Source organism: Cupriavidus sp. 8B (assembly GCF_054589115.1).
Map to the genome: position 1 here is coordinate 73,822 of NZ_BAAILO010000100.1, position 13,941 is coordinate 87,762.

Sequence of the window (13,941 nt, forward strand, 5' to 3'; positions counted from 1 at the left end):
GACGCGAACAGTATTGAAGTGGGCTTACAGGATCATTTTGCGTTGACTCGGTAGATACGGGTGATGTGACCGGTCAGGCCCCGGCCGAGTTCCGTTCGGTGCGGCGAGCCCGCTCCGACGGCGGTAAATCCCACTACGTTAACAGCACTTTTTGCAGGGCCACGGTGCTTGCGTACGGCATCCGCGCCGGGGCCAACCCGGCCGACTGGCTCGGCACGATGTCCGCCAATCCGCTCTTGGCGCTGCGGTTCCAGGCCTGGGACGGGCACGATCTGCATTGACGTTGCGGATGGGTCATGGGCGGTCTCTACTTCATAGACAACGCATCACTAAATTTCCGTACATGGAAACTATGCAGTTTTGTGATCGTCATTTTGATTATTTCCATAAAGAGAAACTATATTGACTTCAGGGAGTACCACCCTTATAGTTTCCACATACGGAAACAACAAACCAAATTCTCCCTTGCCGGATACTTGTTTCCATATATGGAAACAATATTTCACGTACCGAAGGAGAGCCAAAGCGTATGTCCCGCCAGTTGCAAGCTTCGCTTCCGTTCGTTCAGCCGCGGATCGCCTCCCTTGACGAACTCGGCGCCCTCGTGCGCAACCGTCGTCTCAAGCAACAGCTTCGCATCGACGATGCGGCGAGTTTTTGTGGTGTATCGGCGAATCTGTTGTCGCGGCTGGAGAATGGCCGCCCCGTCCAGACCGACAAGCTTCTGCTTGTCCTTGCTGGGCTGGGATTGAGCATGATCCTGTGGCCCAAGGCGGCCGTCGCGGAGATCGCGCTTCCCGACGCTCCCCCCGAGAGTGCCTGATGACCACCCATCCGCTCTCTGTCTTCGATGGGAACGAGTTGGTGGGGACGGTCCACTACGACCCTCTCGCCGACAGTTTCTCGTTTGCGTACGACGAAGCCTGGCGGTCCGCCCCGCATCGCTACGCCCTGTCGCCGGCCATCCCGTTCGATACGCCAGCGAATTCCGCCAGCATCAGGCGCTTTATCGAGAACCTCCTTCCCGAAGGGCGGGCGCTGGACATCGCTTCGGCCTATGGGCAAGTCTCAAAGAACAACGTCTACGGCCTGATTCGACAGCTTGGGGGAGAAACCACGGGGGCGCTGAGCTTTCGTGCCGATGCCCCACCGCCGGTGGAAGTGCCTCGGCTACGCGAGATATCCACCGATGAGCTGAACTTGCGCATCCGCGATCGGGAACAGGTTCCTTTTTCTGTCTGGGACGGGCGGGTTCGCTTGTCCATTGCTGGCTACCAGGACAAGCTGGCCGTGTTCATGGATGGGGAGCGGCTATTCCTGGCCGACGGAGCCGGTGTCGCGTCGACGCACATCGTCAAGCCTGAGCCCGCGCAAGCTGCCACTATGTGCATGGTGGCGAATGAGCACTTCTGCATGACACTGGCAGCCCACCTCGGCTTGCCCGTTGCGCCTGTGTCAATGCGCCGTATCCCTAGCCCGATCTTGCTGGTCACGCGCTTCGACCGCGTGAAGGAAAACGGTGCTGTCAGGCGCTTGCATATTGTCGATGCGTGCCAGGCGCTGGATCTCCCCGTGAGCTACAAATACGAGCGGAATTTCGGCGCCACCAAGGACGTTGCCACAATTCGCGACGGCGTCAGCTTTGAGCGCTTGTTTTCATTGCGGGACAAGACGGTCGACCAGGCGATCGCCCAGCGCACGATGCTGCAATGGGCGATTTTCCAGCTCCTGATCGGCAACAGCGATGCGCACGGCAAGAACTTCTCATTCTTTTGCACGCAAGCCGGCCTGCGCCCAACGCCGTTCTACGACCTGGTCTCGGTGGTCCAGTACGACCAGTTCGTGCACGATCTGGCGATGGCCGTCGGCGATGAGTTCGACATGGCGAAGCTAACGCCGTTTGCACTAGCGGATTTCATGTCTCGCATCGGCATCCGCCGGCCCACGGCGGTCCGGATCATGACAAGCCTGGCGCGAGCCGCTGCCACCCATGCCGCCAGACAGGCCGAGGATGCCGTCTATGTCGGGGAAGAACGTGAGATAGTGCGCGCGATCGCTGCGCTGGTCCAGCGCCAGGCGGGCATTCTCGTCGGCATGGCTGCGCAGATCCTGGCGGTTGACGCCGCCCTGCTTTAACCTCGACCAACACCCTGCACGGCCCTCCCCATCACCCAGCCGCCCGCCGGCTCGACAAATGCCGTCCCGCATCCGGCGTGAGCCGGACATAGCCGATCAACGACACCAGCGTCAGCACGCCCGCGAAGAGAAACGCCCAGCGAAAATCGCCGAGCGTAAAGTGCGGCGCGTCACTGGCCTCGCCGCGCAGCGATGCGGCAATCCTCAGCGACAGCGAGCCAAACGCAATGCCAAGGCCGATCGACATCTGCTGGGCAGCATTCCATAGCGTATTGGCGCTGCTCATCTGCTTTTGCGGGATATCGGCGTAGGCCAGCGTGGCAAGCGTGGAAAACTGCATCGAGCGCGTCACGCCGTAGATAAACACCACGAACAGCACGATGGCGAGCGGCGTCTCGGGCGTGAGGAACCCGCACGCGACGATGAACACGCTGGCGAAGGCCACATCGACGATCGCGGTAGCGCGAAAGCCGTAGTGCTGCAGCACGCGCGTGGTCAGCGCCTTCATGCCGAGGTTGCCGAGCGCGCTGGCGAGCAGCAACAGCCCGGAGCGGAACGCGGACAGCCCGAAGCCGACCTGGAACAGCAACGGCATCAGGTACGGCACCGCGCCGATGCCGATGCGGGTGACGGATCCGGTGATCACCGTGACCGAGAACGTCGGCACCCGCAGCGTCGTGCAATCGAGCAGCGGATGCTCGCGCCCCGCGGCGTGGCGCACGGCGAGCACGCCCAGGGCGAGGCCGGCGGCCACAAAGGCGCCCGCCGTCGCCAGGCTGGAGCCTTGCTGGCTTGCCAGTTCCGTGCCGTACAGCACGAAGGTGAGCGTGGCGCCGCTGAGCAGGAAGCCAACGATATCGAGCGGCCTGGGCTCGCTCGCGCGCTCATTGCGGATCATCATGAAGGTGGCGATCAGCGCGGCAATGCCGAATGGCACGTTGAGCAGGAAGATCCAGCGCCAGGAGGCGTAGGTGGTGATGAACCCGCCGATCGGCGGCCCGACCACGGGCGCCACGATGGCGGGCCAGGTGATGGTGGAAATGGCCTTGATCAGTTGGCGCTTGTCGGTGTTGCGCACGACGATCAGCCGGCCGACCGGCACCATCATCGCGCCGCCAATGCCCTGCAACACGCGCGCCGCGGTGAACTCGAACAATCCGTTCGATGCGCCGCACAGCACCGAAGCCACCGTGAAGACAACGATCGCGCCGCCGAACACCGTCTTCGATCCGAAGCGATCGGCGATCCAGCCGCTGATCGGGATAAACACCGCCAGCGCCAGCATGTAGGCCGTCATGCCCAGGCTCAGGTCATTCGGCCCGACCCCGAACGACCGCGCCATCTGCGGCAACGCAGTGGCGAGCACGGTGGTATCGAGGTACTCCATGAAGAAGGTGGCTGCGACGAGATAGGGCAGGAATCTCATCGACGATGACTGGGTTTGCGTGTGGTCCATGGAGCGGCGGGTGCGGGGGATGCGTGTCTGCGCGGCGAAGCGGGTGGACCGCTTTTCGCCGCCGGAAAGCCATTTCAAGCCGGGATGGCAATCATACCGGGCATCGGCAATACACGTTTGCGCCGATCGCGGTGCCGGATCAATGCAGGAGCACTACGAAATCGCGGCAGCCGTCATGCCGCGCCTGCGCGCGCCGGGTCCTCGGCCTGGCGCTGCGGCACGCGCACCGGGTCGACATGGGTCATCACATTGAGCACGTCCGGAATCTGCATGGCGCTCAGGCGCGCCTCCACGGCAATACGGTGCCCCGCTTCCACCGTCATCGCCCCATCGATCTCCAGATGCACATCGACCAGGATCGCGTCGCCCATCTTGCGGGTCTTCAGGTCATGCAGGCCCCGCACGCCGGGCGTGGCCTGCATGGCCTGCCGGATCGCCTCGATGCTCTGCGCGTCCACGGCGCGGTCCATCAGGTCATGCAGGGCATCCCAGGAAAACTTCCAGCCCATCCTGGTCACCATCAGGCCGACCACCAGCGCGGCCACCGGGTCGAGCATGTGGTAGCCAAGCAGGTTGCCGCCGATGCCCACGGCGACCACCAGCGACGATGCCGCATCCGAGCGCGCGTGCCATGCGTTGGCAACCAGCATGCTGGAGCGCACCCGCTCGGCCACGGCGAGCATGTAGCGGAACAACGATTCCTTTGCCACCAGCGCGCCCAAGGCCACCCAGAGCGCGACACCCTTGACCGGCTGGATCAGCTCGGGATGCTCCAGCTTTTGCACGGCCGACCACAACATGCCGACGCCGACCGCGAGCAGCAGCAGGCCGATCGCCAGCGAGGCGGCGGTCTCGAAGCGCTGGTGGCCGTATTGGTGGTCGGCGTCCGCGCCCTTGCGGCTATGGTGGCTGGCAAACAGCACCACAAAGTCCGAGACCAGATCGGAGAGCGAATGAATCGCATCCGCGATCAACGCCTGCGAGCCAGCCACCACGCCCGCCAGCATCTGCATGCAGGTCAGCAGGATATTCACGGCCACGCTCACCCAGGTGCTGCGCCGCGCTGCCTGGGCCCTGGCAGGCGTTTCTACCTCGGCCTCGTCAACGACCTCATCAGCTTGCATCGATTGATGACTCCCGTTGTCCGGTTACCGCGTTGCCGCGCAAAGCGCGGCCGCGTCCCAGCCATTCTAGCCACTCGAACAGCGCCATCCCGGCCAGCATGGCCAGCACAAAGACCGCGGCTTGCCATGCGCCCGCGCCCAGCAGCACCAGCGCGGGCCCCGGGCAGATCCCCGCCAGTCCCCAGCCCACGCCGAACAACAGGCTACCACCGAGCAGGCGCCGGTCAATCCGGCGCGATGCCGGCAGCTGCATGGGCACGCCCAGCAGCGAGACGGCACGCCGCCGGGCGAAGGCGAACGCCACCACGCCCACCGCGATCGCGCCGCCCATCACCAGCGCCAGCGAGGGATCCCAGCGCCCCGCAAGGTCAAGGAATCCAAGCACCTTGCCCGGATTGGCCATGCCGGCCAGGATCAGCCCGAGGCCGAACACGAGGCCACAGGCCAGCGAGATCAACAAGGAAGAAAGCCGGTTCATGTCGCTCCTTATGCGCCCAGCAGGTGCCGTGCGACGAAGACTGTCGCAAAACCGGCCGCCATGAAGGCCGCGGTGGCCGCCAGCGAGCGCGGCGACAGCCGCGACAGCCCGCAGACGCCGTGCCCGCTGGTGCAGCCGGCGCCGTAGCGGGTACCCAGCCCCACCAGCAGGCCGGCCACGACCAGCAGGCCGGCGCCGGCATCGACCCGGCTCTCCGGCAGCGTGCCGAACAGGCGCCACAGCAGCGGTGCCGCCAGCAGGCCAAGCACAAAGGCAATACGCCAGCCAGTTTCTGCGCGCCTGGGCCGCAGCAAGCCCCCGACGATGCCGCTGATGCCCGCGATGCGCCCGTTGAATAGCACGAGCGCGGCGGCGGCCACGCCAATCAGCAGGCCACCGCCCAGCGCGGACCAGGGCGTGAAATGGGTCCAGTCAATGGTCATTGCCAGTGGCTCCTTCATCCATGGGGCAATACAAGGCGTAGAGTGTTTTGAGCACGGCCAGCACCCGTGCATCGGCAACCGCATAAAAGATCCGCTTGCCGTCGCGCCGGGTGTCGACCAGCCCTTGCGCACGCAGCACGCCGAGTTGTTGCGACAAGGTGGGTTGGTGGATGCCGAGCAGCGCTTCGAGCTCGCCCACCGACAACTCGCCCTGGCTGAGCTGGCAGAGCAGCAGCAGCCGGTCTTCATTGGCGAGAGCGCGCAACATGGCGGTGGCGTCGCCAGCGGCGGCGCGCATCGTGTCCAGGCTCAGGGAAGGAGAAACTGCTTGCATGGGTTCACCGAAGGCAGGGACGGAAGCCCGGCCTGCTAATCAATATACAGGCAAATATTATATTAAAACATATATTGATGCCAGCCGAGGCAGCCCTTCAGTGCGACATCAACACCGGAATGTCGGCGTGGCGCATCAGGGTGCGGGTGGTGCCGCCGGTGACCAGCTCAAGCAGCCGGGCGTGCCCATAGCCACCCGCCACCAGCAGATCGGCTTGCAAGTGCCGCACCGCCTCCAGCAGCAGCTGGCCCACCTGGTGGCTGCCTTGCACGGCGTGCATGACGCTGGTGACGCCCTGGCGCGCCAGGTGATCGCGCAGGCCGGCGTGCGCGCCTGGCACATCCGGCATGCCGTGGGTAGCTGAGTGGTCATGCGTGCTTGACGCCGACACCACGGTGACACGCTTGGCCAGGCGCAGCAGGGGCATCGCATCCGCCACGGCCCGGGCGGCTTCCCGCCCACCATCCCATGCGATGGCGACATGCTCGCAGGGCAGATGCCGTACGCCCGGTGGCACCAGCAGCACCGGCCGGCCGGTGTTGAGCAACACATATTCCGGGGTCTGTGCCACCAGCACGGGGATGGATTCCGGCCCGGGCAAGCGGGCCAGGACAACCAGGTCCGCCACCCGCCCTTGCTGGACCAGCGCCCAGCCCACGTCGTCCTCGATGACCCGGTGGGTGAAGCCCACGCCGGGCGCCGCTTCGCACATGGCCCGATGGAATGCGGCACTGGCTTCGGCGCCCTGCGCCAGCAACTGGCGCCGGGCCAGCTCCGCGTAGTATCCCGCCTCGTCGCCCGCGCCCCGGAACGGCTCCAGCCGCATGCCGGTGGCCGTCACACCGATCACATGGCCGGCCGAGCGTTGCGCCAGTTCCGCAGCAAGGTTGACGCGATCCGCACAGCTGGGGTCGGCACCGAGTTCGACCAGCACGGTCTTGAAATCCATGATGTTTTCCCTCCGATCAGGAGACCCCAGCGCACGGTTGCAGCCGTTTTTTGGACTCTACTCCGTGCGCGGGGCAGCGCAAGCGGGCAATGCGGGCATATTGCGGCAGATCAATGTCGACCCTGCCCTGCGCGGCCGCCGCGCAGGGCTAAGCAAGCGGCGGCGGCTCGATCTGGCTGGGCATGGGCGCCAGCGCGCGGATCAGCATGATGCTCATATCGGTGAACGCCAGCGTGCAACTGGCCAGCGTGCCCCGCCAGTGCGCATCGGCCAGCGTCAGGTTCTCCCACACCTCGACCGGATGCTCGGGCGGCACGCCCTGCGCCACCAGCCAGGCGGCGATATCGCCGGGCATGAAATCCCACGGGCGCGGAATCACGATGGCATTGCGCTGGTCCGCCAGCACATGCACCAGATGGCGCTTGAACGGTTCGAGGTCGCCGCGCCGGTGAAAGGTCAGGAAGGTGGTCTCGTCAAAGCAAACCTTGCCGCGCGCGGCCAGCACCTGGGCGGAAGAGATGCCGGGCACGGTATCCACCGGATGGCCGCATGCCCGCTCGACCCGCTCCAGGTACTGGAAGCCACTGAAATGCATGTCGCCCATGAACAGCACCACGCAGCGCCGGCCGCCATGGTGCTCGGCGGCAACCCAGCCAAGCCGCTCCACCTGGTCCTGGTATCCCATGGTGACGACCTGGGTAGCCGGCGGCACCAGCGGGCGGATGACGTCGATGACCGCGTCGAAGCCGGCCACGATGTCGGCGCCACGGATCAGCTCCGCCACGCCGTGGGTCAGGAAGTCGAGGTGCCCGGGGCCAACGCCGGCGCAGATGATCATGAAGGGTCCCGGTTCGAGCGGTGATGGGGACGGCGCGTGCATCGCCCCGTCAAGACAGGGCGCAATTATGCCAAGCGGTCGGACCACGAAGCCTGCGCCGGGGGACGCCTCGCGCAAAAAAAGACTTCAGGATCCGGTCCTGGATGCCGATAGCTGCATCAGAGCCGAGTCAATGTCCCGCGAGCCCTTCCGGGCAAGGCAGGCATTCTCGGTCGTTAGCGACGTTTACCTCACTCATGCCAGACAGAGACAAAGCGCTCAGCATAGCCGACCCTCATCAGTTGTTCCGCAACTCGCTCGAGCAAGCCACCGACGCCGTCTTCGTCCTGAACGCGGACGACAAGGTGATCTTCCTGAACGCTGCTGCGGAGGCCCTCTATGGCGCATCCCGAACGCAAGTCTTCGGCATGAACATGGAGGCGCTCGTGCAAAAGCTGCCGGATACCGACGCCGAGCGTGCCCAGCCCCTGCCCGCCGTCCAGATCCTGAGGCCGGATGGCGAGCTTCGCTTTGGCCATGTCGCGGAATCCAGCACCCGCCTGGGCGACGTCACGCTGCGCACGCTGCTGGTGAAGGTGCCCAGCCACCACGATGCCAGCCGCGACGATCACCCGCTGCTCTCCGTCATTGCCGACGAGATCGACAGCGCTGTGCTGGTGGTCGATGCTGACTGGCACATCGTGTACGCCAACGCCGGGCTCACGCGCATGCTGGGCTACAAGCCCTGCGAGCTAAAGGGGAAGACGCCGCGCGAGATATTGGCCGGCGAGTTCACCGACCCCGGCGTGATGCAACGCCTGCATGCCCAGCGCTCATCCCCGGGCGGCGAGCGCCACGAGGCGCTGGTGTACGCGCGCAACGGTAGCCCTCTCTGGGTCTGCGCCACCGTCCGCCACCTGGTCAGCGCTACCGGCGACCGGCACCACGGCATCGTCATCCTCACCGACATCACCCAGCAGCGGACCTACGAGATGCTGCAGCGAAAGGTGCTGCAAGCCATGGTGATGGAGCAGCCGCTGCCCGCCGTGATGGAGCTGATCTGCCAGGAAGTGCAACGCGTTGCACCGTCCGTGATCGCGTCCGTGCTGCGCGTGGACGCCGATGGCGGCATGCATCCGCTCGCCGCGCCCGACTTGCCGCCGGAATATTCGGCGGCGCTGGACGGCGTGATCATGGGACCATCCGTGGGTTCCTGCGGCACGGCGGCCTGGCTGGGCGAGCCGGTGATTGTCAGCGATATCGCCAACGATCCGCTATGGGCGGATTTTCGCGATCTCGCCCTGCCCCTTGGCCTCGCAGCATGCTGGTCCTATCCGATCAAGGCGAGCGATGGCCGCGTGCTTGCCACGCTGGCCTTCTACTGCCGCACCGTCCGCCAGCCCGATGCCTTCCACCAGCAACTGGCCGAGGTATGCGCCTCGCTATGCAAGCTCGCGTTCGAGCGCGAGGAAGCGGCGGAGCGGATCCTGCAACTCGACCACTACGACTCACTGACCGGCCTGCCCAACCGCAGCCTGTTGCAGATGCAGGCCGGCACCCTGTTGCTCGCGGCGCGCTCGGCGGGCACCACGCTCAGCGTGCTGTTCGTCGACCTGGACCGCTTCAAGCATATCAACGACTCGCTCGGCCACGTCGGCGGCGACAAGCTGCTGCGCGAGGTTGCGCAACGCCTTAGCGCGCACGCCGGGGACACCGCGCTGGTGGCGCGGCTGTCGGGCGACGAATTCGCGCTGGTGCTGCCTGACAGCGACCGCGCCCAGACCATTGCGGCGGGCAAGCGCATCCTGGCCGCGCTGCGCCAGCCGCTGCGCATCGACCACGCCAGCATTGCACCCTCGGCCAGCATCGGCATCAGCATGTTCCCGGCCGACGGCGATGCGCTTGACTACCTGCTGCACTGCGCCGAGATGGCCATGTACGACGCCAAGGCTGCGGGGCGCAACCTGTTCCGCTTCTTCAGCATCGAGATGAACTGGGCCGCGCAGGAACGCCTTGCGCTGGAGTCCGCACTGCGCGACGCCCTGCTCGCCGAGGAGCTTCATCTCAACTTCCAGCCCCAGGTGTTCCTGCGCGACGGGCGCCTCTACGGCCTGGAAGTGCTGGTCCGCTGGCACCACCCGCACTTTGGGACGGTGCCGCCCGACCGCTTCGTGCCGCTGGCCGAAGACAGCGGCCTGATCGGCACGCTGGATCGCTGGGTGCTGGAGCAATCGTGCGCGCAGCTAGCTGCCTGGCGCCGGGAAGGCCTGTCCGTACCCACGATCTCCGTCAATATCTCGCCCGCCAGCTTCCGCGACCCGGGCCTGCCGGCGCAAGTGGCCGAGACCCTGTCCCGCCATGGGCTGCCCGCGCAAGCGCTGGTTCTGGAAATGACCGAAGGGCTGCTGATGGAGGACGACGCCGGGCTGGCAGCCACTGTCGCCGCCATCCACGCGCAGGGCGTGCGCTTGTCCATGGACGACTTCGGCACGGGATATTCCAGCCTGGGCTATCTCAGGCAGTTGCCCGTGCACCAGCTCAAGCTGGACAAGAGCTTTGTGATCGACCTGGAAAGCGATGCCGCCGCCCGCGAACTGGCCAGCGCCGTCATCCGCATCGGCGACAGCTTGAAGCTCGCCGTGATCGCCGAAGGCGTGGAAAACGAAGCCCAGCGGCGCTTCCTGCTGTCGCAGGGATGCCATATGGGGCAAGGCTATCTGTTCTCGCGCCCGCTGGATGCCGTGGCGGTGGCGAAATGGATCGCCGCGCCGCGGGGGGTTGAGCGGGAGCCGGCGGAGCATGGAGAGCGGCATTCCCGGCGTTGAAGGGAAAAGCGGGGCAGCGCCCCGCTCTCGCGTCGCCTACCTGGCGGCGGCGCGCTTTTCCAGCAGCGGCTGGGCGACGCCCTGCACGCCCACCAGCCCGAGCACCGTGGTCAACCCGACCTGGGCGCCTTGCCAGGCGTTGGTCGGGTCGTACCACTCATCGCGGGCATGGAAGCCTCCGGTCTTGCCGCCGCTGCCGATGATGATGGCGGGAATGCCGAGCGCCATCGGCACGTTGGCGTCGGTGCTGCCGCCGCGCAGGCTGGGCGTGCCCTTGCCATAGCCCTTGATGGCGCGCACCGCCGCCTGCACGATGATGGCGTCCGGCGGCGTATGGCCCGCCGGACGGTCGCCGATCTGCTTGACCTGGTAGGTGATCTGGCTGGCGGCGTCGGCCGGATGCCAGCGGCGGTTTTCCTCGGCAACCCCGGCCTCGATGGCCGCCATGATCTGCTTTTCGGTTTCCAGCAGCGATGGCGTGGCGTTGGAGCGGATATCCACCGCCATGCGTGCATCGCCCGCAATCGCGTTGACTGACGTGCCGCCGCCCACCGTGCCCACCGTGAACGTGGTCTTGGGATCCTCGGGCGGGCGCACGTCGCTCACCTTGGCAATGGCCCGTCCCATCGCGTGGATGGCGCTGGGCAGGCCGAAAGCGCCGAAGCTATGGCCGCCCAGGCCGCGGAACGTCACCTCGTAACGATGGCTGCCGGTGCCGAGCGACAGCACCCGGTCACCCACGCCCGGCTCCAGCCCGACCATGCCGTCGATATCCGGGTGGTCGCGGAACACGGCCTTCATGCCGCGCAGGTTGCCCAGCTCTTCCTCGCCCACATTGCCAACGAACACCAGGTCGCCCACGGTGCGCACCTGGTTGTCGTTGAGCACCTTGAGCCATGACAACAGGACCGTCAGCCCGCGCGTGTCATCCGAGATGCCCGGTGCATAGAGCCGGCCGTCGCGCGGCTTGACCGTGACATCGGTGCCTTCCGGAAAGACCGTGTCCAGGTGCGCCGAGATCAGCAGCTTGGGCCCGTTCCCGCTTCCCTTGCGGATGCCGATGGCATTGCCCTCGGCATCGATATGCGCATCGGCAAGGCCAAGCGCCTTGAGCCGGGAGAGGAAATACTCGGCCCGGGCCTTCTCCTTGAACGGCGGCGCGGGGATCTCGGTCAGGGCCTTGAGATCGCCCAGCGAACGCGCGTCATCCGCCTTCACGTCGGCCAGCACCTTCTTGACCAGCGGGGCGGCTTCGAGCGTGGCGTAGGCGCGGTCCACCGCGGGCGATACCGTCGGCACGGGGATGGTCTGCGCTACGGCGTGGCTACCTGTCAGGGCGAGCACCGCGAGCATGAGGGAAAGCGGACGGACCGGGATGGCAACGGATTGGGGACGTGCTTGCATGGTGGGACGATGACTCCGGGAAGGACATGGCGGCATGACGAACGGCACATGCATCGGGCATGGCCGGGCGAAGCCATATTCTGCCAGCGAGGCGGGCAATATTGGGCTGCAAGAGGCATCCATGTGCCGGGCGCGGTAATTGGATTACCATTCGATACATTGGCAAGCAAACCCGTGGCAGTGGCCCCCTTTCCGGCTTGCCCGGCGTCCACGCTTTATCGAGGTTTTACCGAGGGTGATGTGGTAGAAGCAACGATTGAGATGTCCAGTCCTCACGGCCTGCAGGGCCGCAGGGCCACACGGCTGACCACCACGGCAAGCCAGTTCGAGTGCAATATCCAACTGAGCAGCAATGACTGCACCGCGGACGCCAAGAATGTGTCCGAGGTCATGCGCTTGTCGGCGCGCGCCGGGCTGCGCTTGCGCATCCAGGCCAGCGGCGCGGACGAGTCGGTGGCGCTGCGCGTGATCTGCGCCTTGCTGACCGACTAAGCGGCCCGCCCGCCCGACAGCGACCATGCCCATCACCTACCTGCGCAACCTCACCGGGCGGGTACGCAGCCCGCAGGCCAACCGGCAGCTTGCCGGCTATCTCAGCTTCGTGGCCGGCGCCACCAACGCCGGCGGCTTCCTTGCCGTGCAGCAGTACACCTCCCACATGACGGGCATCGTTTCGGCCATGGCGGACCACCTGGTGCTGGGGCAGGTCGGGCTGATCCTGGAGGGGCTTGGCGCGCTGCTGTCCTTCCTGGCTGGCGCGGCCACTTCCGCCATCCTCATCAACTGGGCACGGCGTGAACACCTGAACAGCGAATATGCCTTGCCCCTGATGCTGGAGGCCATCTTGTTGCTGTGCTTTGGCTTGCTCGGCGGCAACCTTGGCAATCACCAATGGCTGTTCGTGCCCGCCACCGTGATGGTGCTGTGCTTCATCATGGGCCTGCAAAACGCCATGATCACCAAGATTTCCCACGCCGAGATCCGCACCACCCACATCACGGGAATGGTGACCGATATCGGCATCGAACTCGGCAAGCTGTTCTACTGGAACCTCGCCAGATCCGACGAGGCCGGGCCGCTGGTGCTGGCTAACCGGCCCCGGCTGCGCACGCTGGCCATGCTGGTGGCGCTGTTCTTCTTCGGCGGCGTCGTCGGCGCGCTGGGCTTCAAGCAGCTGGGATTCAGCGCCACGCTTGCGCTGGCGGCATTGCTGCTGGTGCTGGCGTTCGTGCCGGTGGTGGACGACGTGCGGGACCACGGCGCGCGGCTGGCCGCCTACGGGCGCAAATGGGCGCGCGAGGTATTGCGCGATGTCCACGCCCTGTGGCTGGCCGCGCGCGACCCGCGCACGCCGTGGTACGCAAAAGCCGTGGCCCTGCTGGTGGCGGGCTACGCACTGTCGCCGATCGACCTGATCCCTGACTTCATCCCGGTGCGGGGCTACCTGGACGATGTCGTGCTGGTACCGCTCGGGGTCATGCTGGCCATCCGGATGATCCCGCCGGACCTCATGCGCGAGTACCGGGCCGCCGCCGTTGCGGCCGGGCAACGCCCGAGCAGCCGCGTGGCGGCGGCGGTCATCATCGTGCTGTGGATAGGCGGCGCCGTTGTGATGGCTGCGCTGCTTGCGCGCCATATTCCGTGGCTCGCAAGCAACTGATTTGCCGTTCCAGGCCCTGAAGGTACGCGCGGACACATTGGTTTGCATTTGGCTCGGCCGGCGCTACCTACAATCAAATCGTCGGGAGGCACATCCCGCCCATCACCGAGCCAGCAACGCATCATGCAGGACCAAGCCTTGCCCCCCACCGTGACCTGCCTGCAGGGCCTGCGCGATCTTGCGGCCCTGCTCACCGCAGGCTCCCTGCTCCAGTCCGCCACCTTGCAGGTCATCGCCGAGTACGAACGGCACGCCCGCACCTCCGAAGACGAGTACTGGGCCCGACGACATGGCTGGGATTAGGCTCGCCCCGGC

Annotated in this window: 15 protein-coding genes; 7 read left to right on the forward strand and 8 right to left on the reverse strand. The window is 66.0% G+C overall.

What is annotated here, in order from left to right:
* Positions 1-65: 65 nt before the first annotated feature.
* The 3 genes from ACYP5B_RS10780 (at position 66) to ACYP5B_RS10790 (ending at position 2,136) form a co-directional block, all read left to right on the forward strand.
* The gene (locus ACYP5B_RS10780; protein ID WP_459569577.1) at positions 66-281 is read left to right on the forward strand and encodes a hypothetical protein; all 216 of its coding nucleotides are present in this window, start codon (positions 66-68) and stop codon (positions 279-281) included.
* A 248-nt stretch (positions 282-529) separates the two neighbouring features.
* Positions 530-823 carry a helix-turn-helix domain-containing protein gene (locus ACYP5B_RS10785; RefSeq protein WP_400092165.1) on the forward strand — a complete coding sequence of 98 codons (294 nt, stop codon included), beginning with the start codon at positions 530-532 and terminating at the stop codon, positions 821-823.
* Positions 823-2,136, forward strand: a complete 1,314-nt coding sequence (locus ACYP5B_RS10790; RefSeq protein WP_459569578.1) for a HipA domain-containing protein — start codon at positions 823-825, stop codon at positions 2,134-2,136. The genes ACYP5B_RS10785 and ACYP5B_RS10790 overlap by 1 nt, the downstream gene beginning before the upstream one ends.
* A 31-nt stretch (positions 2,137-2,167) precedes the next feature.
* On the opposite strand, the gene ACYP5B_RS10795 is transcribed toward ACYP5B_RS10790, so the two are convergent.
* From ACYP5B_RS10795 to ACYP5B_RS10825, 7 genes are all read right to left on the reverse strand, one after another.
* Positions 2,168-3,592 (reverse strand): DHA2 family efflux MFS transporter permease subunit, encoded by a 1,425-nt coding sequence (locus tag ACYP5B_RS10795; protein ID WP_459569579.1) that lies wholly within the window; start codon positions 3,590-3,592, stop codon positions 2,168-2,170.
* Positions 3,593-3,765: 173 nt separating this feature from the next.
* A complete protein-coding gene (locus ACYP5B_RS10800) occupies positions 3,766-4,716 on the reverse strand; it encodes a cation diffusion facilitator family transporter (protein ID WP_459569580.1) in 951 nt (316 codons plus the stop codon).
* A complete protein-coding gene (locus ACYP5B_RS10805) occupies positions 4,706-5,194 on the reverse strand; it encodes a DUF6691 family protein (protein ID WP_459569581.1) in 489 nt (162 codons plus the stop codon). Before ACYP5B_RS10805 ends, ACYP5B_RS10800 begins: the two co-directional genes overlap by 11 nt.
* Positions 5,195-5,202: 8 nt before the next feature.
* A complete protein-coding gene (locus ACYP5B_RS10810; protein WP_459569582.1) occupies positions 5,203-5,637 on the reverse strand; it encodes a YeeE/YedE family protein in 435 nt (144 codons plus the stop codon).
* Positions 5,627-5,971, reverse strand: a complete 345-nt coding sequence (locus ACYP5B_RS10815; protein WP_459569584.1) for a metalloregulator ArsR/SmtB family transcription factor — start codon at positions 5,969-5,971, stop codon at positions 5,627-5,629. The genes ACYP5B_RS10810 and ACYP5B_RS10815 overlap by 11 nt, the downstream gene beginning before the upstream one ends.
* Positions 5,972-6,068: 97 nt before the next feature.
* The gene (locus ACYP5B_RS10820; RefSeq protein WP_318237630.1) at positions 6,069-6,920 is read right to left on the reverse strand and encodes a universal stress protein; all 852 of its coding nucleotides are present in this window, start codon (positions 6,918-6,920) and stop codon (positions 6,069-6,071) included.
* 148 nt (positions 6,921-7,068) lie between these two features.
* Positions 7,069-7,758 (reverse strand): cobalt-precorrin-7 (C(5))-methyltransferase, encoded by a 690-nt coding sequence (locus ACYP5B_RS10825; protein WP_459569585.1) that lies wholly within the window; start codon positions 7,756-7,758, stop codon positions 7,069-7,071.
* 236 nt (positions 7,759-7,994) lie between these two features.
* Here ACYP5B_RS10825 and ACYP5B_RS10830 point away from each other — a divergent pair, with 236 nt between their 5' ends.
* Positions 7,995-10,562: a sensor domain-containing protein gene (locus ACYP5B_RS10830; protein ID WP_459569586.1), complete on the forward strand. Its 2,568-nt coding sequence runs from the start codon at positions 7,995-7,997 to the stop codon at positions 10,560-10,562.
* Between the two features lie 36 nt (positions 10,563-10,598).
* Here the strand turns inward: ACYP5B_RS10830 and ACYP5B_RS10835 are convergent, their stop codons facing one another.
* Entirely contained in the window at positions 10,599-11,966 is a 1,368-nt protein-coding gene (locus tag ACYP5B_RS10835; RefSeq protein ID WP_400092175.1) for a M20/M25/M40 family metallo-hydrolase, read from the reverse strand.
* 240 nt (positions 11,967-12,206) lie between these two features.
* On the opposite strand from ACYP5B_RS10835, the gene ACYP5B_RS10840 reads away from it, so the two are divergent.
* The 3 genes from ACYP5B_RS10840 (at position 12,207) to ACYP5B_RS10850 (ending at position 13,929) form a co-directional block, all read left to right on the forward strand.
* Positions 12,207-12,458: an HPr family phosphocarrier protein gene (locus tag ACYP5B_RS10840; RefSeq protein ID WP_416053272.1), complete on the forward strand. Its 252-nt coding sequence runs from the start codon at positions 12,207-12,209 to the stop codon at positions 12,456-12,458.
* Positions 12,459-12,483: 25 nt separating this feature from the next.
* On the forward strand, positions 12,484-13,626 hold the full coding sequence (locus tag ACYP5B_RS10845; RefSeq protein WP_459569588.1) for a DUF1275 domain-containing transporter: 1,143 nt from the start codon (positions 12,484-12,486) through the stop codon (positions 13,624-13,626).
* Between the two features lie 123 nt (positions 13,627-13,749).
* Positions 13,750-13,929, forward strand: coding sequence for a hypothetical protein (locus ACYP5B_RS10850; protein ID WP_318237623.1), 180 nt, complete (start codon positions 13,750-13,752; stop codon positions 13,927-13,929).
* Positions 13,930-13,941 lie beyond the last annotated feature (12 nt).